The organism is Microbacterium sp. K36 (genome assembly GCF_004794355.1).
In the GTDB taxonomy this organism is placed as follows: domain Bacteria; phylum Actinomycetota; class Actinomycetes; order Actinomycetales; family Microbacteriaceae; genus Microbacterium; species Microbacterium paraoxydans_D.
Window position 1 is genome coordinate 164,024 of sequence record NZ_SSDN01000099.1, and the last position, 19,838, is coordinate 183,861.

The window sequence follows — 19,838 nt, forward strand, 5'->3', positions numbered from 1 at the left end:
CTTTCGAGAGAGGAGCCCGTCGATCATCGCGCCACCCCCGTCCGCAGAAGCAGCGCGCGACCGACCTCGTCCGTGCCGGGGCGGTCGCGTCCGGCCAGATCGGCCATGGTCCACGCCACCCGGAGGACGCGGTCGTAACCACGGAGTGTCAACGCCCCGCGTTCCAAGGCCCGATCGAGCCCCGCCCGCACGTCCGACGGGAGACGGGAGCCGCCATGCCGGAGCACAGTGCCGGGGATCTCCGCGTTCCGACGCCACGGTGTACCGCGCCAGCGCCGCTCGGCTTGTGCGCGGGCCGCGCCGACGCGATCCCGGGCCTCGGCGGTCGTCACACCGGACCGCTCCCCCGTCAGCGAACGCGAAGCCGCGACGCGGGTGACCGGAAGATCGATGTCGAGTCGATCGCGCAACGGTCCGGAGAGCCGCGTGGCATAGCGTCGTAGCGCCTGAGGCGGGCAGATGCAGTCGCCATCACGGACGCCCCGGTTGCCGCAGGGACACGGGTTCATCGCCAGGAGCAGCTGGAAACGCGCCGGGAATCGCACCACAAAACCCGAGCGATGCACATCGACGAACCCCGTCTCGAGCGGCTGACGGAGGGCGTCGAGCGCCACCCGCGGGAACTCCGCCGCCTCGTCGAGGAAGAGCACGCCCCGATGCGCGCGGGCGACCGCGCCGGGGCGCGCCCTCCGCGACCCGCCTCCCACCATCGCCGCCACCGAGGCGCTGTGGTGCGGAGCAACCAGCGGAGGCTGGTGGTCGAGCCCGGTCACGGCCTCGCCGCAGAGCGAGCGGACCGAGGCCACCTCGATCGCCTCCTGCTCGGTCAGCGGCGGCATGATGCCCGGCAGGCGCCCCGCGAGCATGGTCTTCCCTGCTCCCGGCGGACCGCTCAGGAGCATGTTGTGGCCGCCGGCGGCCGCGACGATGAGCGCCTCGACGGCTTCCTCCTGCCCGAGGACGTCGCTCAGGTCGCGCTCGTCCGCCTTCTCCTCCGGCGGCTGCGGCCCCGGAACCGGCTCGACATCGGGCACCTCGACCTCCGCGCCGTGCCAGGCGGCGACCTCCGCGAGGGACGCGGCGGCGCGCACCTCCACGCCGGCGACGAGAACCGCCTCGGCCGCATTGCCGTGCGGCACGATCACGCGGTCGAAGCCGGCACGAACGGCGGCGAAGACGGCCGGCAGCACGCCCGGCACGGGACGCAGCCTCCCGTCCAGCCCGAGTTCTCCCAGATGCACGGTCTGCCGGACAGCGCGACGGGCGATCACGTCGCCAGCGGCGAGGCAGGCCACCGCGATCGCCAGGTCGAAAGCGGCTCCGTGCTTCGGCAGACTCGCGGGCGAGAGGTTGACGGTCAGCCGTCGCCGCGGCAGCGGGAGGCCGGAGTTCTCGCAGGCGTTGTGCACGCGCTGCACGGCCTCGCCGAGGGACTTGTCCGGGAGGCCGATGATCCGGAACTCCGGCGTCTGCGCGGAGAGGTCGGCCTCGACCTCGACGACATGCCCCTCAGCCCCGGTGAGCGCCACGGACCAGGTTCGAGCCGTGCTCATGCGATGTCCTCGAGGTGCTCGATCGAGGCCGTCGCCGAGGACGCGCCGATGATGCCGACCGCTTCCACCCGGAGGGCCCGTCCGCGCGCCAACTCGGGGTGTGCCGCGCGCCAGGCGTAGGCGAGTCGCCACAGCCGGCGCCGCTTACGGTCGTCGATCGCCTCGAACGGGTGCCCGAACGCCTCTGACCGCCGCGTCTTTACCTCGACCACCGAGACATGGGGGCCGATGATCGCGACGATGTCCAGCTCCCCCTGGGGACACCGCCAGTTGCGGTCGACGATCCGATACCCGCGCTTCGTCAGATAGTCCGCTGCCTGCTGCTCCCCGGCTCGTCCGAGGTCGTCTTTCGCTGCCATCCCGACAGGATGGACGTCAGCACCCCGTCACCGCCGTGCTTCCGGGCGAACAGTCCGGAGCCTGTGGAAACGACGAGAAATGTCGCCGCTGTGCAGGAACAGCGCGCCGCGTCACTCTCCGTCGAGGGAGAGCTCCTGCGGCAGTTCGAACTCGCGGCGCTGCAGCTCCTCGACGTTCACGTCCTTGAACGTGAGCACCCGGACGGCCTTGACGAAGCGGTCGGCCCGGTAGATGTCCCACACCCACACGTCGCTCATGGAGATCTCGAAGTAGAAGTCGTGCTCGGTGTCCCGCCGCACGACGTTGACCTCGTTGGCCAGGTAGAAGCGACGCTCGGTCTCCACGACGTATTGGAACTGAGAGACGACATCGCGGTACTCGCGGAACAGCGCGAGCTCGAGCTCACGGTCGTAGTCGTCGAAGGCTTCCTCATCCATGATGAGTCCATCCTATGGTCGCCGGACGCTGGGCGCGGCATCCCGGCCGCGACCGCTCAGAAGAGCGTCGGTGCGTCGGCGATCGCCCACGAGGACCGGTGGAACGGCGAGAGGCCGAACGAGCGGATCGCCTCCCGGTGCTCGGGACTCGCGTACCCCTTGTTGCGGTCCCACTGATAGTCGCGATGGTCCTCGTGCAGCTCAGCCATGTACCCGTCCCTGGCGACCTTCGCGATCACCGAGGCCGCGGACACCGAGGCGCAGTCGCGGTCCGCCTTGATGACGGGGCGCACCCGCAGCGGCACCGGATGCACACGCGAGACGTAGTCGTGGTTCCCGTCAAGGAGCACCAGGGCGTTCTCGACCGTCGCGCCCTGTGCGACGACCGCCTCCACGGCCCGGGAGGCGGCGAGCCCCAAGGCCCGCATGATCCCGACCTCGTCGACCTCCGCCGCGGTCGCCCAGCCGACGGCCGAGGCCTGCACCCAGGAGGCCGCCCGGGCAGCGACGTCGGGGCGTCGGCGCTCGGGGACCAGCTTCGAGTCGCGCAGGCCCTCCGGAACCCGACGGCGGGCGCCTTTGGCGTCCATCACGGCTGCTCCGACGGCCACCGGTCCCGCCAGCGCGCCGCGACCGACCTCATCGAGGGCGATGATCAGGTCGCACTCCCCCAGGAGCTTCCGCTCCAGGGTCAGTCGGGGCGTGATGACGGTCATTCGGGATCCGGGACCCCGTTGAAGATCTCGTGATGGCCGTCGATCGGTCCGAATCGGTCGAGCGGCCACGTCGTCAGGAACGCCTTGCCCACGATGTTGGAGACGGGGACGAAACCGCCGCTGGGCAGCTCCTGGTGCGCGCGGGCGTCGCGGGAGCGGTCCCGGTTGTCCCCGAGGAGCCACACGGAGTCCTCCGGCACGACGACGTCGAACGGCTCGTTGGAGGCCGCAGTGTCCCCTTCGGGAAGGTTCAGGTAGCTCAGCTCGTCGATCGGGGCGCCGTTGATGGTGATCTGCCCCAACGCGTTGCAGCACACCACGTGATCGCCTTCGACCCCGATCACCCGCTTGACGAGATGGTCCTGCGTATCGGTGGCCGAGATGCCCACGAAAGTCAGCACCCAGTCGACGGCCTGGACCAGCGGAGGCTGTGCCGGGGTCTGCGGCATCGGGTCGAGCCAGCCGCCCGGGTCCTTGAAGACGACGATGTCGCCGCGCTCGTAGCCGGTCCAGCGCGGCGTCAGCTCATCGACGAGGATACGGTCGTCGATCAGCAGCGTCCGCTCCATGGAGGCCGAGGGGATGTAGAACGAGCGCACGACGAACGTCTTGATGACGAAGGACACCAGCGCGGCGATGACGACGATGACCAGCACGTCGCGGAGGAAGACCAGGAACCCGCGCCGCCGTCGTGTCGGGCGTGCGGACGGAGAGTCAGTCATCTGGTTCCTTCTCGAAGAGTGCACCGCGAGCGCACGGCAGTAACAAGGTTCGCACACCGGGGACAGAACGAAAGCACCCCGGGACATCGTGTCCCGGGGTGCTGTGAAGAAGCTTCGCGTCAGTTGTTGACGCGCTTCTCCTTGATCTTCGCCTTCTTGCCGCGGAGCTCGCGCAGGTAGTAGAGCTTGGCGCGACGCACGTCACCGCGGGTGACGACCTCGATGTGGTCGATCACCGGGGAGTGCACGGGGAAGGTACGCTCGACACCCACCTGGAAGCTGATCTTCCGGACGGTGAAGGTCTCGCGGACGCTGTCACCCTGGCGGCCGATGACGACGCCCTGGAAGACCTGGATACGGGAGCGGTTGCCCTCGGTGATGTTGACGTGCACCTTGACGGTGTCACCGGGGAAGAACTCGGGGATGTCGGAACGGAGCGAAGCCGCGTCGACGGCGTCGAGGATCTGCATGATCGTCTCTCTCTGCACTCGCCTCAGGTCGGATGCACGGATTAGGAAGGAACAAGAATGGGAGTGTGCCGAACGGCGCTGACGCGTCCGCGGGCTCCCCTGGGGCAGAGCCGGTCACGGCACAAACAACCATTCTGCCACGGATGACAGGCCCGACCAAAACGACAGGTCAGAGCCGGTCGTCGGTCTCCCGCACCACGATCACCTCGTGCACGCTCGTCTGCGGGCTCTCGGTGCGCGGCGGCGTCATCGTCGACCAGGAGATGGTCTCGCGGATCCGCGTCCCGCTCCCCCGCGCCTCGTTCCAGAGCTGCCACAGCTGCAGCCAGACCAGAGCGATGCCGACGATGATGGCGGCCGCGAGGAGCCAGCCGAAGGCCCCGTCGATGAAGAAGCCGACCGCGATCGTGAGCGCATGCCAGAGACCGAACCCGGCGACGTCCCACCACGACACGGCGCGCTCGGCGCGGACGGACGGGCGGGAGCGGGTCAGCAGCGTGAGCAGGAGCTGTCCCACGAAGACCGAGGGCATCGCGATGAGAAGCACCCAGAGGATCGACCAGCCGCCCTGGAAGACGGCCCAGCCGATGAGGAGCCACAACGGCAGGAGGAACGCCGACGGCAGTAGCCAGCGGAAGAAGGCCTGTCGGATCCACATGCTCCGATGCTACGGCGACCGCGCCTGTGCGTCACGGGTGTTCGCTGAGAGCGGCAGGCGCCGGGCACCTGTGCGATCAGGGAGAATGGAGGACGACGAGAGGACACTGATGATCGAACTGCGCACCCCTGCCGAGATCGATGAGATGCGCGCGGCAGGCCGGTTCGTCGCCGAGACGCTGGCGACCCTGCGCGACGAGACGAAGGTCGGCACCAACCTCCTGGCGATCGACCGCCGGGCCCACGACATGATCCGCAAGGCCGGCGCCGAGTCCTGCTACATCGACTACCACCCCTCCTTCGGGGCGAGCCCCTTCGGCAAGGTCATCTGCACCTCGGTGAACGACGCCGTGCTGCACGGCCTCCCGCACGACTACGCGCTCCGGGACGGCGACCTCGTCACCCTCGACTTCGCTGTCTCGGTCGACGGCTGGGTCGCCGACTCCGCGGTCTCCTTCGTGGTCGGCACGTCGAAGGAGGAGGACCTGCGCCTCATCGACACCACGGAACGCGCGCTGGCCGCCGCGATCGAGACCTCGGTGGTCGGCAAGCGCATCGGCGACATCTCCGCCGCGATCGCGGACGTCGCCCACGGCGAGGGGTACTCCATCAACACCGACTTCGGTGGTCACGGCGTGGGCCGCACGATGCACGGCGACCCTCATGTGGCGAACGACGGCCGCGCAGGACGCGGTTTCCCGCTCCGAGCCGGCCTCGTGCTCGCCCTGGAGCCCTGGTTCCTCGCGACGACGGACGAGCTGATCACCGACCCCGACGGGTGGACGCTGCGGAGCGCGGACGGCTCCCGCGGCGCGCACTCCGAGCACACCATCGCCATCACCGAGGACGGACCGATCATCCTGACGGATCGCTCGTTCCTCGGCGTCGACTGACTCCGGCCGCGGGGTCGGCGCGCTCCCAGGGCGCGACCGGCCCCGGCACGACGACGAACAGCGGGTGCGCCCTCGGGAGCTCCACAGCCCCGTGTCGGGTGAGCACCTCCGGACTGCGCTCGGCGAGCTTCGCCCGCAGATGCTCCCACTCCCGCGCGAGCTGACCCGTGGTGACCGGGATCGGCGGTATCTCCGACTCAACCCGCCGGATCCGCGTGCGGTCGAAACGATAGCCGCGGGCGTCCGCCTCGTCGGCGACGCCCGCCAGGTACGCGCCCACCGCGGCCACCGGATCGGCCACCGCTCGGAAGCGCTCGAGCTGCGGATGCCGCTGATACCCCTTCGTGGCGTCGGCGAGCACCGCCTGGGCGAGGAGCGTCTCCCGCCAGCAGGCGACGAGCCCCTGACGGTCGAGGTACTCGGGGTGCAGCGACCAGATCCTCATGCCCGGCGGTAGCGGAACACGTCGGTGAGGTGCGGCAGCTCGAACTCCGCCTTTCCCCGCGTCTCGTCCGCGCCGTCCAGCACCGCCTCGAGGTCTGCCACCATCGCCGCACGCTCCCCGTCGTCCGCCACGAGGAAGCTGCTCACCGTGCCCCACCGTCGGAGGTAGTCCTCGCGGGTGATCCGCTCCGTCCAGCGCACCTCCTCGTGGACCTCCAGGACGAAGCCGGGGAGATCCGTGGCCGACGCGGAGGTGTCGTCGTCTGCGCCGACCGCGGGGTGCGCCACCCGATGACACGCGAGATCCCACGCACAGGCGGGGTCGGCACGATTCCACAGCAGCCCGAGCGTGCCGTGAGGGACGAGCGTGCGTGCGATCTCGGCCGCAGCTGCGTCCCGATCGAACCAGTGGAACGCCTGCGCGACGCTGACGGCATCGACGGAGCCGTCCGGCACGGGGATACTCTCCGCGGTCCCCGGCCGCGCGTCGACCGTCGGCAACGTCCGCGCGAGCACGGCGAGCATCGGCGCGGAGGGCTCGACCGCGATCACCCGCGCCGCGCGCGCGACGAGCAGGCCCGTGAACTTCCCGGTGCCGGCACCGAGGTCGAGCGCCGTGGCCACCCGGTCCGGAACGATGATGTCGGCCGCACGCTCCGGGAACCCCGGCCGGTAGCGGTCGTACTCCTCGCCGATACTCTCGAACGATCGCGCGCGTGTCACATCCACCATGACTCGACGCTAACAGCAGTCGTCACGGCGGATGGCCGCGGTCGGGTCAGCCGTCGGTCGGCGCGTCCGGAAGCAGGTCAGGGCGTCGCAGGCGGGTGCGGACGAGCTGCTGCTCGCGACGCCATGCCGCGATCGCACCGTGGTTGCCGCTGAGGAGCACATCGGGGACCGCGCGCTCCCGCCACACCGAGGGCTTCGTGTACGACGGGTACTCGAGGAGGCCGTCCTCGTGCGACTCCTCCACCAGGCTCTCCGGATTGCCGACGACACCCGGGATCAGACGGCCGATGGCCTCGATCATCGCCATCGTCGCCACCTCGCCGCCGTTGAGGACGTAGTCGCCGAGGCTCAGCAAGCGCACCTCGCCACGCTCGGCGGCGTAGTCGAAGACGCGCTCGTCGATGCCCTCGTAGCGGCCGCAGCCGAACACGAGATGGTCGCGCCCCGCGAGCTCCCGCGCAGTCGCCTGGGTGAAGACCTCGCCCGCCGGCGAGGGGAAGATGATGGTCGGTGCGGGGGTGGCGTCCGCCATGAGCTCATCGAGCGCGAGACCCCACGGCTCCGGCTTCATGACCATGCCCGCTCCCCCGCCGTAGGGGGTGTCGTCGACCGTGCGATGCCGGTCGTGGGTCCAGTCGCGGAGATCGTGCACCTGGAGGTCGAGCAGGCCCGAACCCCGGGCCTTGCCGAGCAGGGAGAGCGTCAGTCCGTCGAAGTACGAGGGGAAGATGGAGACGACGTCGATGCGCACGGGGGAACCGTATCAGCGCTCACTCGGCGGCGTCGGAGGGAGTGGTCTCGTCCTCCGACTCGGGAAGCTCCTCGAAGAGCCCGGCCGGCGGGGTAACGATGATGCGCCCGGCGGCGACCTCGACGGCGGGGACGATGGCCTCGACGAACGGGACCATCACCTCGTCCGTGCTGCCGGCCGACGTGGGCTTGACGATCAGGAGGTCCTGCGCGGGCAGATGCTCGACCCGGACCACGCGGCCGATGACCACCTCGTCGCGGACGACGTCCAGACCGACGAGCTGGTGGTCGAACCAGGCGTTGTCCTCGGTCTCGTCCTCGTCCTGGTCCATCCAGAGGATGGCGCGGACCAGGCTCTCGGCGGCGTTCCGGTCGTCCACGTCCTCGAAGAAGACGACGGGGTTCCCGTTCATCACGCGGTACTCGCGGACGACGATCTCCTTGCCGTGCCACGGAGATGCCTCGGGCACCTGCAACGTGAACGCGGCCCCGGGGACAAAGCGCCGCTCCGGGTTGTCGGTGTAGAGCTCGAGCTTCAGCGCGCCCTTGAGCCCGTGAGCCTTGACCAGGCGCCCGACGCGCAGCTGGTTACGGCCCTGGGTGCGGTCCTGCGACACCACGTCAGTCGTCCGCGACATCGACGCGGACACGACGCCCGTCGGCGAGAGCGCTGACGAGGGTGCGCAGGGCCTTGGCCGTGCGGCCGCCGCGCCCGATCACGCGACCACGGTCGTCGGGGTGCACACGCACCTCGAGCAGGTCGCCTCGCGGCGACGACGATTCGTGGATGCGCACGTCTTCGGGGTGATCGACGATCCCCTTGACGATGTGTTCGAGCGCGGCGGCGAGCACGATGGATTACTCGGCGTCGGCGGCGGGAGCCTCGGCGGCCTCCGCGTCGGCGTCGGCGGCGGGGGCCTCCGCAGCGGGGGCCTCCTCCTTCTTCTCCGCCTTGGGCTTGATGACCGACTTCTTCGAGGCGTCGGCCTCGAACGCGGCCTTCTCGCCGGCGACCTTGAGGGTGGACTTGGCGTCCTTGTCACCCTTGAAGGTGCCCCAGTCGCCCGTGATCTTGAGGATCGCGGTGACCTGCTCGGTCGGCTGCGCGCCGACGGAGAGCCAGTACTGCGCACGCTCGGAGTCGACCTCGATGAACGAGGGCTCCTCGGTGGGGTGGTACTTGCCGATCTCCTCGATCACACGACCGTCGCGCTTGGTGCGCGAGTCGGCGACGACGATGCGGTAGTACGGCGCGCGGATCTTGCCCATGCGCTTGAGACGAATCTTGACAGCCACGATTCTCCTGAATGGTGTGGAAGGAAACGAACCGGTCGCCTGGAGCGTGGGGTGCACACCCGGCGGAAGCTCAAATGAGGAGGGCGAGTGCTGGATAGAGGGTCGAGCACGTCGTCCGACCCTCTATTCTGCCAGATGCGTGGGCCGGGTGCGAAACCCGGCGACACGGCGTTGCGAAGCAGACCCGACGCCGTGTCAGACTGTCCCCGTGCAGCTCGACTTCGCCGCTTCGGCCCGCTCCACCGTCGGTCTCGAGTGGGAGATCATGCTCGCCGATCCCGAGACCGGTGATCTCGTCGGCCGCGCGCCGGAGCTCCTCGCCGCGCTGGAAGCGGAGAGCGAGGACGAGCGACACACCGTCACCGGCGAGCTCCTCACCAACACCATCGAGGTGACCAGTGGGATCGGCGACTCCGTCGCCCACGCCGTCGACGACATCGCGAACGCGATCGCGGCGGTGCGGTCGGCCACCGACCCGGCAGGGATCGAACTGCTCTCCGCCGGAAGTCACCCGTTCGCCCAGTGGTACGACCAGTCGGTGACCGACAAGACGCGGTACCACAGCCTCATCGAGCGCACCCAGTGGTGGGGGCGCAACATGATGATCTGGGGCATCCACGTGCACGTGGGCGTCGACGAGCAGCGCAAGGTCTTCCCCATCATCAACGCCCTGTCGGCCTATCTCCCCCACCTGCAGGCGCTGTCGGCGTCCAGCCCGTTCTGGGCCGGGGAGCGCACGGGGTACGCCTCCAATCGCGCTCTCGTCTTCCAGCAGCTGCCCACAGCGGGCCTTCCCTGGCCGCTGCGCGACTGGTCGGAGTTCGAGCGCTACCTGGACGACATGGTCCGCACCGGAGTCATGGCCGACGCCACGGAGGTGCGGTGGGACATCCGTCCCGCCCCGCGCTGGGGCACGATCGAGGTCCGGGCGTGCGACGGCCTGTCCACCCTCTCCGAGATGGCCGCGGTGGCCGCACTCGTGCAGGTCCTCGTCGAGCACTTCTCCCGGCTCCTGGACGAGGGCGCGGCACTGCCCGACCTCCCCGCGTGGTTCCACCGCGAGAACAAGTGGCGCGCGGCGCGGTACGGCCTGGACGCCCGGGTCATCACCGACACGATCGGCACGCAGCGCCCCGTGCGCGAGCATCTCGCCGAGAAGATCGAGGAGCTGGCCCCGGTCGCGGTCGAGCTCGGGTGCGTCCGGGAGTTCGGCAGCATCGGGACGATTCTCGACGGCGGTGCGAGCTACGCCCGTCAGCTCGCGGTCGCCGACGCCACGGACGGCGACCTCCGGGCCGTGGTCCAGCACCTGATCCGCGAGTTCCGGACCGGACCGCAGTCCTCGATCGAAGGCGAGTGACGCGTACGCTGCTCACTCCTCGACGAGCCGGCGCGCGAGCCCCTCATCCAGCACCACGTCGGTGATGAGCTCGGCCGCGATCGCCGCCCGCAGGCTCGCGAGCTTCGGCACACCGGAGACGACGCACACTCGTCGTGGCACGCGGCGCAGCCGGTCGAGTCCCGGGCCGGTCGCCCGCGCATTGAGCCGGATGTCGCGCCAGGAACCGTCGGCGCGGAAGAACACCGTCGCCACATCGCCGATCGCGTGGTCCTCCCGCAGGCTGCGGTAGTCCTCGCGGCCGAGGTAACCGCCGACGTAGACGCGGCTGGGCACCTCCGCCGCCGGCGAGCCGAGACTGAACACGGCGATGTCCATCTTCGCCTGCAGGTCGAGGACGCGCCGGGTGCTTCGCTCGCGCCACATCGCCTCCCGGGTGGCGGGGTCGTCGAAGAACGCCGGGACGGGGAACTGCTGCACCTGCGCCCCGAACGCGCTGCCGAAGCGCTGCAGGATGTCGCTGGAGTACTCCACACCGCTGGTCTGGGTGTTCCCGGCGCCGTTGAGCTGCACGAATGTGGTGTTGTGCGTCTCCTTTTGAGTGAGACCCCGGCTGACCGCGCTGATCGTCGACCCCCATGCGACGCCGACGATCATGTTCGAGTCCACGAACTGGGACAGCAGTCGCCCGGCGGTCAGCGCCACCCTCTCCAGGCGCTCGACCTCGCTCACGATCTCGGCCATCGGAACCACGTGCGCAACGACGCGATGGCGATCCCTGATGCGCTGCTCGAGCATCCCGAGGCGTTCCAGCGGCGAGTTGATCCGGATGTCGACGAGGCCGCTCTCCCGCGCGAAGCTGAGCAGCCGTGACACGGACGATCGCGAGGTACCGAGCTCCTGCGCGATGACCTCCATGGTCTTGTCCTGCATGTAGTAGAGCTGGGCAGCTGTGAGCGCGGCGATCAGCTTCCCGTCGCGCGACGGCGCTGCGGATTCCGCCATGATGACCTCCTCTCTCTCGATCCTTGCACATATGTGCAGCCAGCTTGCGCGCGGCGTCACAGAGGTCGATGCTGGTGGCAAGCAAGGAAGAGAGGGTCGACGATGATCGATTCCACCCACACGTCCCCGGAGCGGGACGCGGTCCGCGCGCTCCGTGAATCCGGACGCACCAGTGTCCTCGTCATCGGCGGCGGCATCAACGGCATCTCCACGTTCCGTGATCTGGCTCTGCAGGGCGTCGACGTCGTCCTCGTCGAACGCGGCGACTTCGCCTCGGGCGCCTCCGCGGCGTCGAGCCACATGATCCACGGCGGCATCCGCTACCTGGAGAACGGCGAGTTCCGTCTCGTCCGGGAGTCGGTGGAGGAGCGCAACGGTCTGCTCAAGATCGCTCCGCACTACGTCAAGCCGCTGCAGACCACGATCCCGATCTACTCCACGTTCTCGGGCATCCTCTCCGCTCCCCTGCGCTTCCTCACGCACAAGAGCGGGAAGCCGAAGGAGCGCGGCGCCTTCCTCATCAAGGTCGGCCTCACCATCTACGACACGTTCTCGCGCGACGGTGGCACCGTGCCCCGGCACCGCTTCCTCGGCCGCAAGAAGTCCCTGGCCGAGCTCCCGTCGATGGACCCGAAGATCAAGTACACCGCGACGTACTACGACGCGTCGATGCACGACCCCGAGCGCCTCGCGCTCGATGTGCTGCAGGACGGCCGCGCGAGCCACCCCGGTGCCGTCGCACTGAACTACGTCGAGGCGATCGGCCGCGACGGCGAGCAGATCACCCTCCGCGACCGGGAGAGCGGCACCGAGTTCACCGTGACCGCGGATGTCGTCGTGAACGCCTCCGGCCCGTGGACCGACCTCACGAACGACGCCCTCGGCACCGACACCCACTTCATGGGCGGCACCAAGGGCTCGCACATCGTGCTCGACCACCCCGAGCTGCTGGAGGCCACGCGGGGACGCGAGATCTTCTTCGAGCACTCCGACGGTCGCATCGTGCTGATCTACCCGCTCAAGGGGCGCGTCCTCGTGGGCACGACGGACATCGACGCCGACCCGCGCGAGGTGCCGGTGTGCACGGAGGAGGAGATCGACTACTTCTTCGACCTCATCCACCACGTGTTCCCGTCGATCTCGGTGACCCGCGAGCAGATCGTCTACAACTTCTCCGGCATCCGTCCGCTCCCCCGCCACGAGGACACCGCTCCCGGCTTCGTCTCCCGCGACTACCGCGTCGAGGTCGACCGCCAGGGCGCCGTTCCGCTGGTGAGCCTCGTGGGCGGCAAGTGGACCACGTTCCGAGCCCTGGGCGAATCGCTCTCCGACACCGTCCTCGGACTCCTCGGGCGCACGCGCACCGTCTCGACCGCGGGTCGAGCGATCGGCGGCGGACGCGAGTTCCCGCGTACCGAGAAGGCCAAGCGGATCTGGATCCAGGAGAACCTCGCCGGCGCGGGCACCCGGGCCGACCAGCTCCTCGCGCGCTACGGCACCCGGGCGGCGGCCGTGTGGGCGTACGTCGAGCAGGGTGACGACGCGCCCCTCGCCGGCGGCGACCTGTCCACCCGCGAGCTGGAGTGGATGGTGAACGAGGAGATGGTCACCCGTCTGGAGGACGTCATCCTCCGCCGCACGAGCATCGCCTTCACCGGCGGCGCCCGAGCGGAGGTGCTCGACGAGATCGCCGACGCCCTGGCTCCGCTCCTCGGCTGGGACCGCGAGCGTCACGACGCCGAGGTGGAGCAGACGCGGGTGCTGCTCAACGAGCGACACGGACTCCACATCCCGTCCCGCGCCCGCGGCTGACGGGGCCCCGACCACCGCGCCCTCCTCGCGGTGCTACCCCATAAGGGGTCGGGGCAGAGGGGCCCCGACCCGCAAGAAAGGTCAACGAAGACATGACTGACGTCAATCTCGGTCTCTACTTCCTCTCCGAGCTCGTCGGCACAGCGATGCTGGTCCTGCTCGGCTGCGGTGTCGTGGCGAACGTCGCCCTCGCGAAGAACAAGGGCTTCGGCGGCGGCTTCCTGATGGTCAACTGGGGATGGGGCCTCGCGGTGTTCGCGGGTGTTCTCGTCTCGGCCTACTCCGGCGCCATCCTGAACCCGGCGGTCGGCATCGGCCTTCTCGTCGCCGGCAAGATCACCTTCGCGATGTTCCTCACCGCGACCGCCGCGGAGCTCCTCGGCGCGATCATCGGCGCGATCGTCGTCTGGCTCGCCTACAAGCAGCACTTCGACCAGGAGCCGGAGGCCGCCAACAAGCTCGGCGTCTTCTCCACCGGCCCCGCCATCCGCTCGTACGGCTGGAACCTCGTCACCGAGATCATCGGCACGTTCGTCCTCGTGTTCGTCATCTTCGCGTTCGCGGACTACGGCGACATCGAGGTCGGCACGCCCGGCGGTCTCGGCCCGCTCACCGCCCTTCCGGTCGCCCTCCTCGTGGTCGCGATCGGTGCGTCGCTCGGTGGCCCCACCGGCTACGCGATCAACCCGGCCCGTGACCTCGGTCCCCGCATCGCCCACGCGATCCTCCCGATCCAGGGCAAGGGTTCCAGCGACTGGTCCTACTCGTGGGTGCCCGTCGTCGGTCCGCTCATCGGTGGTGTGATCGCCGCCCTCGCCGCCCCCGGCCTGCTCAGCCTCGCCGGCTGATCCCCCTCAACCGCTCGGGAATTCAAAGGAGAACACATGGCTGACTACATCATCGCGATCGACCAGGGCACCACGTCGAGCCGCGCGATCATCTTCGACAAGAAGGGCAGCATCGTCGCCACCGGTCAGAAGGAGCACGAGCAGATCCTTCCCAAGGCCGGCTGGGTCGAGCACGATGCCGCCGAGATCTGGCGCAATGTCCAGGAGGTGATCGGCCTTGCCCTCGGTCGCGCCGATCTCACCCGCCACGACATCGCCGCCGTGGGCATCACGAACCAGCGCGAGACCGCCGTCGTGTGGGACAAGACCACGGGCAAGCCGGTCTACAACGCCATCGTCTGGCAGGACACCCGTACGCAGGAGATCGTCAACCGCCTCGCGGGCGACGAGGGCGTCGACCGGTTCAAGTCGATCGTCGGCCTTCCGCTGGCGACCTACTTCTCCGGCACCAAGATCACCTGGATCTTGGAGAACGTCGAAGGTGCCCGTGAGAAGGCCGAGGCCGGAGACTTGCTCTTCGGCACGACCGACTCCTGGGTCCTGTGGAACCTCACGGGCGGCATCGACGGGGGTGTGCACGCGACCGACGTCACCAACGCCTCGCGCACGATGTTCATGGACCTCGAGACGCTGGAGTGGCGCGACGACATCCTCGAGGCGTTCGGCGTGCCGCGCTCGATGATGCCGGAGATCCGCTCCTCCTCCGAGGTCTACGGTGCGGCCGAGAGCTCGTCGCTGCTCCGCGAGACGCCGATCGCCGGCATCCTCGGCGACCAGCAGGCGGCGACGTTCGGTCAGGCCGCCTTCCAGAAGGGCGAGAGCAAGAACACCTACGGCACGGGCTGCTTCCTCATCTTCAACACGGGCGAGGAGATCGTCCGCTCGAAGAACGGGCTGCTCACCACCGTCGGCTACAAGCTCGGCGACCAGCCCACGCACTACGCGCTGGAGGGATCGATCGCCGTCACCGGCTCGCTCATCCAGTGGCTGCGCGACCAGCTCGGCATCATCTCCTCCGCCCCCGAGGTCGAAGAGCTGGCCGAGAAGGTCGAGGACAACGGCGGCGTGTACATCGTCCCCGCGTTCTCGGGTCTCTTCGCCCCGTACTGGCGTCCGGACGCCCGCGGCGCGATCGTCGGTCTCACCCGCTACGCGAACAAGAACCACATCGCGCGCGCTGCCCTGGAGGCCGTGGCCTTCCAGACCCGCGACGTGCTCGACGCGGTCAACGCGGACGCCGGAGTGGACCTCAGCGAGCTCAAGGTCGACGGCGGCATGGTCGCCAACGACGCGCTCATGCAGTTCCAGGCCGACATCCTCGGCGTCCCGGTCGTGCGGCCGGTCGTGGCGGAGACCACCGCGCTCGGTGCGGCCTACGCCGCGGGTCTCGCGGTCGGCTTCTGGAGCGGCCTCGACGACCTGTCCGCGAACTGGCAGGAGGACCGTCGCTGGGAGCCCTCGCTCGACGCGGCCGAGCGCGACCGCCAGCTGCGCCTGTGGCGCAAGGCCGTCACGAAGTCGATGGACTGGGTCGACGACGACGTGCGCTGATCACCACACGACGAGGCGGGTCCGGGTTCTTCCCGGGCCCGCTTCGTCGTCTCCGGGTCGCCCTGCGCCCGTGCACCTGCACGATCCGGATACGGTTGCCCGCCCGTTCCGGGGGTTCTGTCGTGCATCTGTTCCGGGGTCGTGCAGCCGGAACAGGGTCTCAGGAGGATGCCGCGACGATGTCGAGGAAGGCGCGCGCGGCGCTGCGCGGTACCGCGGCGTCCCAGGCCAGGTGCTCGACACGGACCGGGCCGTCCTGGACCGCCACCGTGTCGACGACGTCCCGATACCCCCGCACCACGCCGGGCGCGAGCAGCGTGACGGCGAGGCCCGCAGCGACCAGGCCGATCAGGCTCGCGGCCGTGTCGGATTCGAAGGCCACGTCCCGCCCGACCCGCGCGGCCAGGAAGGCCGCGTCGCTCTGCGCGCGTCCCGATGTTCCGGCGGGGAAGTCGGCGAACGCGGAGTCCGTGAGATCGCGCAGCCGCACCCTCGGCCTCGCAGCGAGGACATGTCCGCGAGGCAGCACCGCCACGAGCGGCTCGCGGGACAATGGGCGGGAGGCCACCCCCTCTGGATCCGCTCCCTCCCGAAGTCCGAGGAATGCGACGTCGAGATCGCCCTGACGGATCGACGCCATGAGGCTGTCGCTGTTCCCCTCACGGAGCTCCACGCGGGCGACCGGATGCGCGGTGCGATAGGCCACGAGGAGCGCAGGGACGTCGACAGCGGTCACCGTGGGGATGATGCCCAGTCGCAGTGTTCCCACCACCTCCCCGCTCGCCGCCGCCGCATCCTCCCGCGCCTGATCTGCGGCGCGGACCGCCAGACGGGCAGAGCGGAGGAACGCCTCTCCGGACTCGGTCGCCCGGACGCTGCGACTGGTGCGCGCGAACAGCCGTACGCCCAACTCACGTTCCAGAGCGGCGACCTGATGACTGAGCGCCGACTGCGTGACGTGACAGCGCTCCGCCGCGCGGGTGAACGACCCGGTGTCCGCCACGGCGACGACATATCGCAGCTGCTGAAGCTCCATGGTTCCATGATCGCTCGTCATGGATAGCGTGACAACAATGCGTTGGACTCATCTGCATGCGGCGCGCAGGCTGGGAGCATGAACCGCCTCACTCTCACCCTCGTCACGGCTCTCGCCCCCGCGGCGTGGGGTACGACCTACCTGGTCACGACGGAGCTGCTCCCCGCCGGGCACCCGCTCCTCGCCGGCCTCCTCCGCTCACTGCCCGCAGGCCTCCTCGCGGTGCTGCTCGCCCGCCGCCTGCCGCACGGAGCCTGGTGGGGCAAGGTCCTCGTGCTCGGCGCCCTCAACATCGGCGCGTTCTTCCCGCTGCTGTTCCTCGCAGCCGAACGCCTTCCCGGCGGGGTGGCAGCCGCCGTCGCGGGTGCGCAGCCGCTGATCGTCCTGGGGCTCGGGGCGCTCGTGCTCGGAGACCGTGTCCGACCGGTGTCCGCGGCGGCCGCCGTCGCCGGAGCGGCAGGGGTCGCCCTCGTCGTCCTCGGCCCCGCCGCCGCGCTGGACCTCTGGGGCCTCATCGCAGCTCTGGGCGGCGTGACCGCCACCGGCCTCGGGATGATCCTCACCAAGCGCTGGGGACGCCCCTCCGGCGTCGGCCCCGTGGCGTACGCGGGTTGGCAGCTCAGTGCGGGCGGACTGCTCCTCCTCCCCCTCACCTTCGCGGTCGAGGGCCCGCCTCCTGCCCTCGCCGCGGAGGCGCTCCTCGGCTATCTCTGGCTCGCGACAGCGGGAGGGATCATCGCCTACACGCTCTGGTTCCGCGGCATCCAGCGCCTGCCCGCGATCGTGCCCGGCCTGCTCGCACTGCTCTCACCGATCGTCGCGACGGTGCTCGGAGTGCTCATCGCCGGCGAGAGCTTCACCGTGGTCCAGGTGGTGGGCATCCTGATCACGCTCGCCGCCCTCGTCGGCGGGCAGTTCGCGGCGCGGACGCGAGGCACGCCCGCGACCACGGTCGATCCCTCGGCCGCGCCCGTCGCCGTGCGCTGAGGTCCCGGGCGCTCAGCCCTTGCCGAACAGCTTCTGGATCTCGGCGAGGTCGGCCTCCGACGGCGCCTCCGCTCCCCCGCCGAGGCCGAAGCCCGAGCCGGTGGGTGCCGTGGAAGCCGCGAGGCCGGCGTTCTCCGCCGCGCGCTTCGCCGGGTTGCCGGAGCGAGACCGGTTGCCGCCGCCGCCCTTGCCCTTCTTGCCGCGCTTGGACGAGGCGCCGGGCTTGCCCATGCCGGGGACCGGCCCCATGCCCGGGATGTTCGGTGTGCCACCTCGAGCGACGGTCTTCATCATCTTCGCGGCCTGCTCGAAGCGCTGCACGAGCTGATTGACGTCGGTGACGGTCATGCCGGAGCCACGCGCGATGCGCAGACGACGGGAACCGTTGAGGATCTTGGGGTTGCGACGCTCGACCGGCGTCATGGAACGGATGATGGCCTCGGTGCGGTCGATCTCACGCTCGTCGAAGTCCTCGAGCTGCTGCTTCATCTGGCCCATGCCCGGGAGCATCCCGAGCATCTTCTTCATCGAGCCCATCTTCTTCATCTGCTGAAGCTGCTCGAGGAAGTCCTCGAGGGTGAAGGCCTCGTTCGCGAGCTTCTCGGCGACCTTGCGCGCTTCATCCTCGTCGAACGCCTGCTGCGCCTGCTCGATGAGGGTGAGGATGTCACCGAGGTCGAGGATGCGGCTGGCCATGCGATCGGGGTGGAAGGGCTCGAGATCTTCCAGCCGCTCGCCCGTGGAGGCGAAGATGATCGGCCGACCAGTGACCGAGGCGACCGACAGCGCCGCTCCGCCTCGGGCGTCGCCGTCGAGCTTCGAGAGGACGACGCCGGTGAAGTCGACGCCCTCCTGGAACGCCTTCGCCGTGTTGACCGCGTCCTGACCGATCATCGCGTCGATGACGAAGAGCACCTCGTCCGGATCGACGGCCTTGCGGATGTCGGCGGCCTGCTTCATGAGCTCGGCGTCGACGCCGAGCCGGCCCGCGGTGTCGATGATGACCACGTCATGCTGCTGACGGCGGGCGTGCTCGACGCCGTCTCGCGAGACCTTGACCGGATCGCCGACGCCGTTGCCGGGCTCGGGCGCGTACACAGTGGCACCGGCCTGCTCGGCGACGACCTGGAGCTGGTTCACCGCGTTCGGGCGCTGGAGGTCGGCGGCGACGAGCAGAGGCGTGTGCCCTTCGCTCTCGAGCTGCTTGGCGAGCTTGCCGGCGAACGTCGTCTTACCCGAACCCTGGAGGCCCGCGAGCATGATCACGGTCGGGGCGGTCTTGGCGAACTGCAGGCGCCGCTGCTCACCGCCGAGGATCTGCACGAGCTCCTCGTTGACGATCTGCACCACCTGCTGCGCGGGGTTCAGCGCCTTGTTGACCTCGTCGCCGAGAGCGCGCTCGCGCACCTTGGCGGTGAAGTCCTTGACGACCGCGAGCGCGACGTCGGCGTCGAGCAGGGCGCGACGGATCTCGCGCACCGTGCCGTCGACGTCGGCGGCGGTGAGCTTTCCCTTCGTGCGCAGGTTGCGGAAGGTGTCGGTGAGCCGATCGGAGAGCGTGCCAAAGGTAGCCATGGTGCCTACGATTCTACGCGAGCGGAGCCTCCACGCTCAGCGCGGCACGGAGGCGACTCGCCGAAGCCCCGCCGTGTTGTCGAGACCCCGCCCCGCATGCGTGCGCACGCCGGGGCCTCGGCGCGGAACCGGGGTCTCGGGAAGGCGGGTCAGTCGCCCCAGGGGAGATCGTGCACGCGGGCGAGCGCCTCGCGGAGCACGGACTCCGGAGTGCCGCGGCCCGCGCCCTCCTCCGCCCAGACGCGCAGGGCGGAGAGGACGGCGGCGGCCTGCGCGGCCCCGAGCACGTCGGCGCGCATGACGTCGATCCCCGCGGCGCAGGCGGCGCGCGAGACAGCGGAGGACAGACGGGCGAGCCGTAGCCCCGTCTCGCGCACCAGCTCATCCTCGAGCGCCATCGCTGCCGCATTCCGAAGGGCCAGAGCCAGGGGATCCGGCGCGAAGTCCTGGACGATGCCGTGGAGGATCAGTCGCACCCGCTCCCCCGTGGCATCCCGACCGAGATCGTCGAGAGCCGCGATCGCGACGCCGATGCGCTCGTCGATCCCGGACCACAGCACGTCGCTCTTGGACGTGAAGTAGTTGAAGAAGCTGGAACGGCTGACCCCCGCCCGCCCCACTCCCGGAACAGGATCCCTCAACCCGCATGACCTTC

The 19,838-nt window shown here is 69.7% G+C and carries 23 protein-coding genes; 6 read left to right on the forward strand and 17 right to left on the reverse strand.

Annotation, left to right across the window (positions count from 1 at the left end; genetic code table 11):
* Positions 1-23: 23 nt before the first annotated feature.
* The 7 genes from DW296_RS15085 to DW296_RS15115 form a co-directional block, all read right to left on the reverse strand.
* Positions 24-1,553 (reverse strand): YifB family Mg chelatase-like AAA ATPase, encoded by a 1,530-nt coding sequence (locus tag DW296_RS15085; protein ID WP_136052851.1) that lies wholly within the window; start codon positions 1,551-1,553, stop codon positions 24-26.
* Positions 1,550-1,912: a YraN family protein gene (locus tag DW296_RS15090; RefSeq protein ID WP_136052852.1), complete on the reverse strand. Its 363-nt coding sequence runs from the start codon at positions 1,910-1,912 to the stop codon at positions 1,550-1,552. The genes DW296_RS15085 and DW296_RS15090 overlap by 4 nt, the downstream gene beginning before the upstream one ends.
* A 111-nt stretch (positions 1,913-2,023) precedes the next feature.
* Positions 2,024-2,350 carry a DUF2469 family protein gene (locus DW296_RS15095; RefSeq protein WP_017204525.1) on the reverse strand — a complete coding sequence of 109 codons (327 nt, stop codon included), beginning with the start codon at positions 2,348-2,350 and terminating at the stop codon, positions 2,024-2,026.
* 56 nt (positions 2,351-2,406) lie between these two features.
* Positions 2,407-3,066, reverse strand: coding sequence for a ribonuclease HII (locus DW296_RS15100; protein ID WP_136052853.1), 660 nt, complete (start codon positions 3,064-3,066; stop codon positions 2,407-2,409).
* Entirely contained in the window at positions 3,063-3,788 is a 726-nt protein-coding gene (gene lepB / locus DW296_RS15105; RefSeq protein ID WP_071328532.1) for a signal peptidase I, read from the reverse strand. The genes DW296_RS15100 and lepB overlap by 4 nt, the downstream gene beginning before the upstream one ends.
* Positions 3,789-3,907: 119 nt before the next feature.
* Positions 3,908-4,258 (reverse strand): 50S ribosomal protein L19, encoded by a 351-nt coding sequence (gene rplS, locus DW296_RS15110; protein WP_025103348.1) that lies wholly within the window; start codon positions 4,256-4,258, stop codon positions 3,908-3,910.
* A gap of 169 nt (positions 4,259-4,427) precedes the next feature.
* Positions 4,428-4,916, reverse strand: coding sequence for an MFS transporter permease (locus DW296_RS15115; protein WP_136052854.1), 489 nt, complete (start codon positions 4,914-4,916; stop codon positions 4,428-4,430).
* A gap of 109 nt (positions 4,917-5,025) precedes the next feature.
* Between DW296_RS15115 and map the strand changes: the two genes are divergently transcribed.
* Positions 5,026-5,808 (forward strand): type I methionyl aminopeptidase, encoded by a 783-nt coding sequence (gene map / locus DW296_RS15120; RefSeq protein WP_136052855.1) that lies wholly within the window; start codon positions 5,026-5,028, stop codon positions 5,806-5,808.
* Here map and DW296_RS15125 read toward each other — a convergent pair.
* From DW296_RS15125 to rpsP, 6 genes are read right to left on the reverse strand one after another with little or no spacing between them, the layout of a single operon-like run.
* Positions 5,771-6,253 (reverse strand): pyrimidine dimer DNA glycosylase/endonuclease V, encoded by a 483-nt coding sequence (locus DW296_RS15125; RefSeq protein WP_136052856.1) that lies wholly within the window; start codon positions 6,251-6,253, stop codon positions 5,771-5,773. The two genes, map and DW296_RS15125, sit on opposite strands and share 38 nt — an antisense overlap.
* On the reverse strand, positions 6,250-6,984 hold the full coding sequence (locus tag DW296_RS15130) for a class I SAM-dependent methyltransferase (RefSeq protein ID WP_136052857.1): 735 nt from the start codon (positions 6,982-6,984) through the stop codon (positions 6,250-6,252). The genes DW296_RS15125 and DW296_RS15130 overlap by 4 nt, the downstream gene beginning before the upstream one ends.
* Positions 6,985-7,030: 46 nt before the next feature.
* Complete coding sequence (trmD, locus tag DW296_RS15135) at positions 7,031-7,735, reverse strand: tRNA (guanosine(37)-N1)-methyltransferase TrmD (protein ID WP_136052858.1); 705 nt, start codon at positions 7,733-7,735, stop codon at positions 7,031-7,033.
* Between the two features lie 19 nt (positions 7,736-7,754).
* Positions 7,755-8,372 (reverse strand): ribosome maturation factor RimM, encoded by a 618-nt coding sequence (gene rimM / locus DW296_RS15140; protein WP_136052859.1) that lies wholly within the window; start codon positions 8,370-8,372, stop codon positions 7,755-7,757.
* On the reverse strand, positions 8,356-8,586 hold the full coding sequence (locus DW296_RS15145) for an RNA-binding protein (RefSeq protein ID WP_025103341.1): 231 nt from the start codon (positions 8,584-8,586) through the stop codon (positions 8,356-8,358). Before DW296_RS15145 ends, rimM begins: the two co-directional genes overlap by 17 nt.
* Positions 8,587-8,592: 6 nt before the next feature.
* Positions 8,593-9,030 (reverse strand): 30S ribosomal protein S16, encoded by a 438-nt coding sequence (rpsP, locus tag DW296_RS15150; protein WP_025103340.1) that lies wholly within the window; start codon positions 9,028-9,030, stop codon positions 8,593-8,595.
* Positions 9,031-9,238: 208 nt separating this feature from the next.
* Here rpsP and DW296_RS15155 point away from each other — a divergent pair, with 208 nt between their 5' ends.
* Entirely contained in the window at positions 9,239-10,390 is a 1,152-nt protein-coding gene (locus DW296_RS15155) for a glutamate--cysteine ligase (RefSeq protein ID WP_136052860.1), read from the forward strand.
* Between the two features lie 12 nt (positions 10,391-10,402).
* On the opposite strand, the gene DW296_RS15160 is transcribed toward DW296_RS15155, so the two are convergent.
* Positions 10,403-11,374: a sugar-binding transcriptional regulator gene (locus tag DW296_RS15160; protein WP_136052861.1), complete on the reverse strand. Its 972-nt coding sequence runs from the start codon at positions 11,372-11,374 to the stop codon at positions 10,403-10,405.
* Between the two features lie 102 nt (positions 11,375-11,476).
* Here DW296_RS15160 and DW296_RS15165 point away from each other — a divergent pair, with 102 nt between their 5' ends.
* From DW296_RS15165 to glpK, 3 genes are all read left to right on the forward strand, one after another.
* Positions 11,477-13,186, forward strand: a complete 1,710-nt coding sequence (locus DW296_RS15165; protein WP_060922207.1) for a glycerol-3-phosphate dehydrogenase/oxidase — start codon at positions 11,477-11,479, stop codon at positions 13,184-13,186.
* Positions 13,187-13,278: 92 nt separating this feature from the next.
* Complete coding sequence (locus tag DW296_RS15170) at positions 13,279-14,034, forward strand: MIP/aquaporin family protein (protein WP_071328522.1); 756 nt, start codon at positions 13,279-13,281, stop codon at positions 14,032-14,034.
* A 36-nt stretch (positions 14,035-14,070) separates the two neighbouring features.
* Positions 14,071-15,585, forward strand: a complete 1,515-nt coding sequence (glpK, locus tag DW296_RS15175; protein ID WP_136052862.1) for a glycerol kinase GlpK — start codon at positions 14,071-14,073, stop codon at positions 15,583-15,585.
* A gap of 160 nt (positions 15,586-15,745) precedes the next feature.
* On the opposite strand, the gene DW296_RS15180 is transcribed toward glpK, so the two are convergent.
* On the reverse strand, positions 15,746-16,621 hold the full coding sequence (locus DW296_RS15180; RefSeq protein ID WP_136052863.1) for a LysR family transcriptional regulator: 876 nt from the start codon (positions 16,619-16,621) through the stop codon (positions 15,746-15,748).
* 78 nt (positions 16,622-16,699) lie between these two features.
* Here DW296_RS15180 and DW296_RS15185 point away from each other — a divergent pair, with 78 nt between their 5' ends.
* A complete protein-coding gene (locus DW296_RS15185) occupies positions 16,700-17,608 on the forward strand; it encodes an EamA family transporter (RefSeq protein WP_136052864.1) in 909 nt (302 codons plus the stop codon).
* A 12-nt stretch (positions 17,609-17,620) separates the two neighbouring features.
* Here DW296_RS15185 and ffh read toward each other — a convergent pair whose 3' ends face one another.
* Positions 17,621-19,183, reverse strand: coding sequence for a signal recognition particle protein (ffh, locus tag DW296_RS15190; RefSeq protein WP_136052865.1), 1,563 nt, complete (start codon positions 19,181-19,183; stop codon positions 17,621-17,623).
* A gap of 149 nt (positions 19,184-19,332) precedes the next feature.
* Positions 19,333-19,838: TetR/AcrR family transcriptional regulator (locus DW296_RS15195; RefSeq protein WP_136052866.1), on the reverse strand; the 506-nt coding region annotated here is incomplete at its 5' end.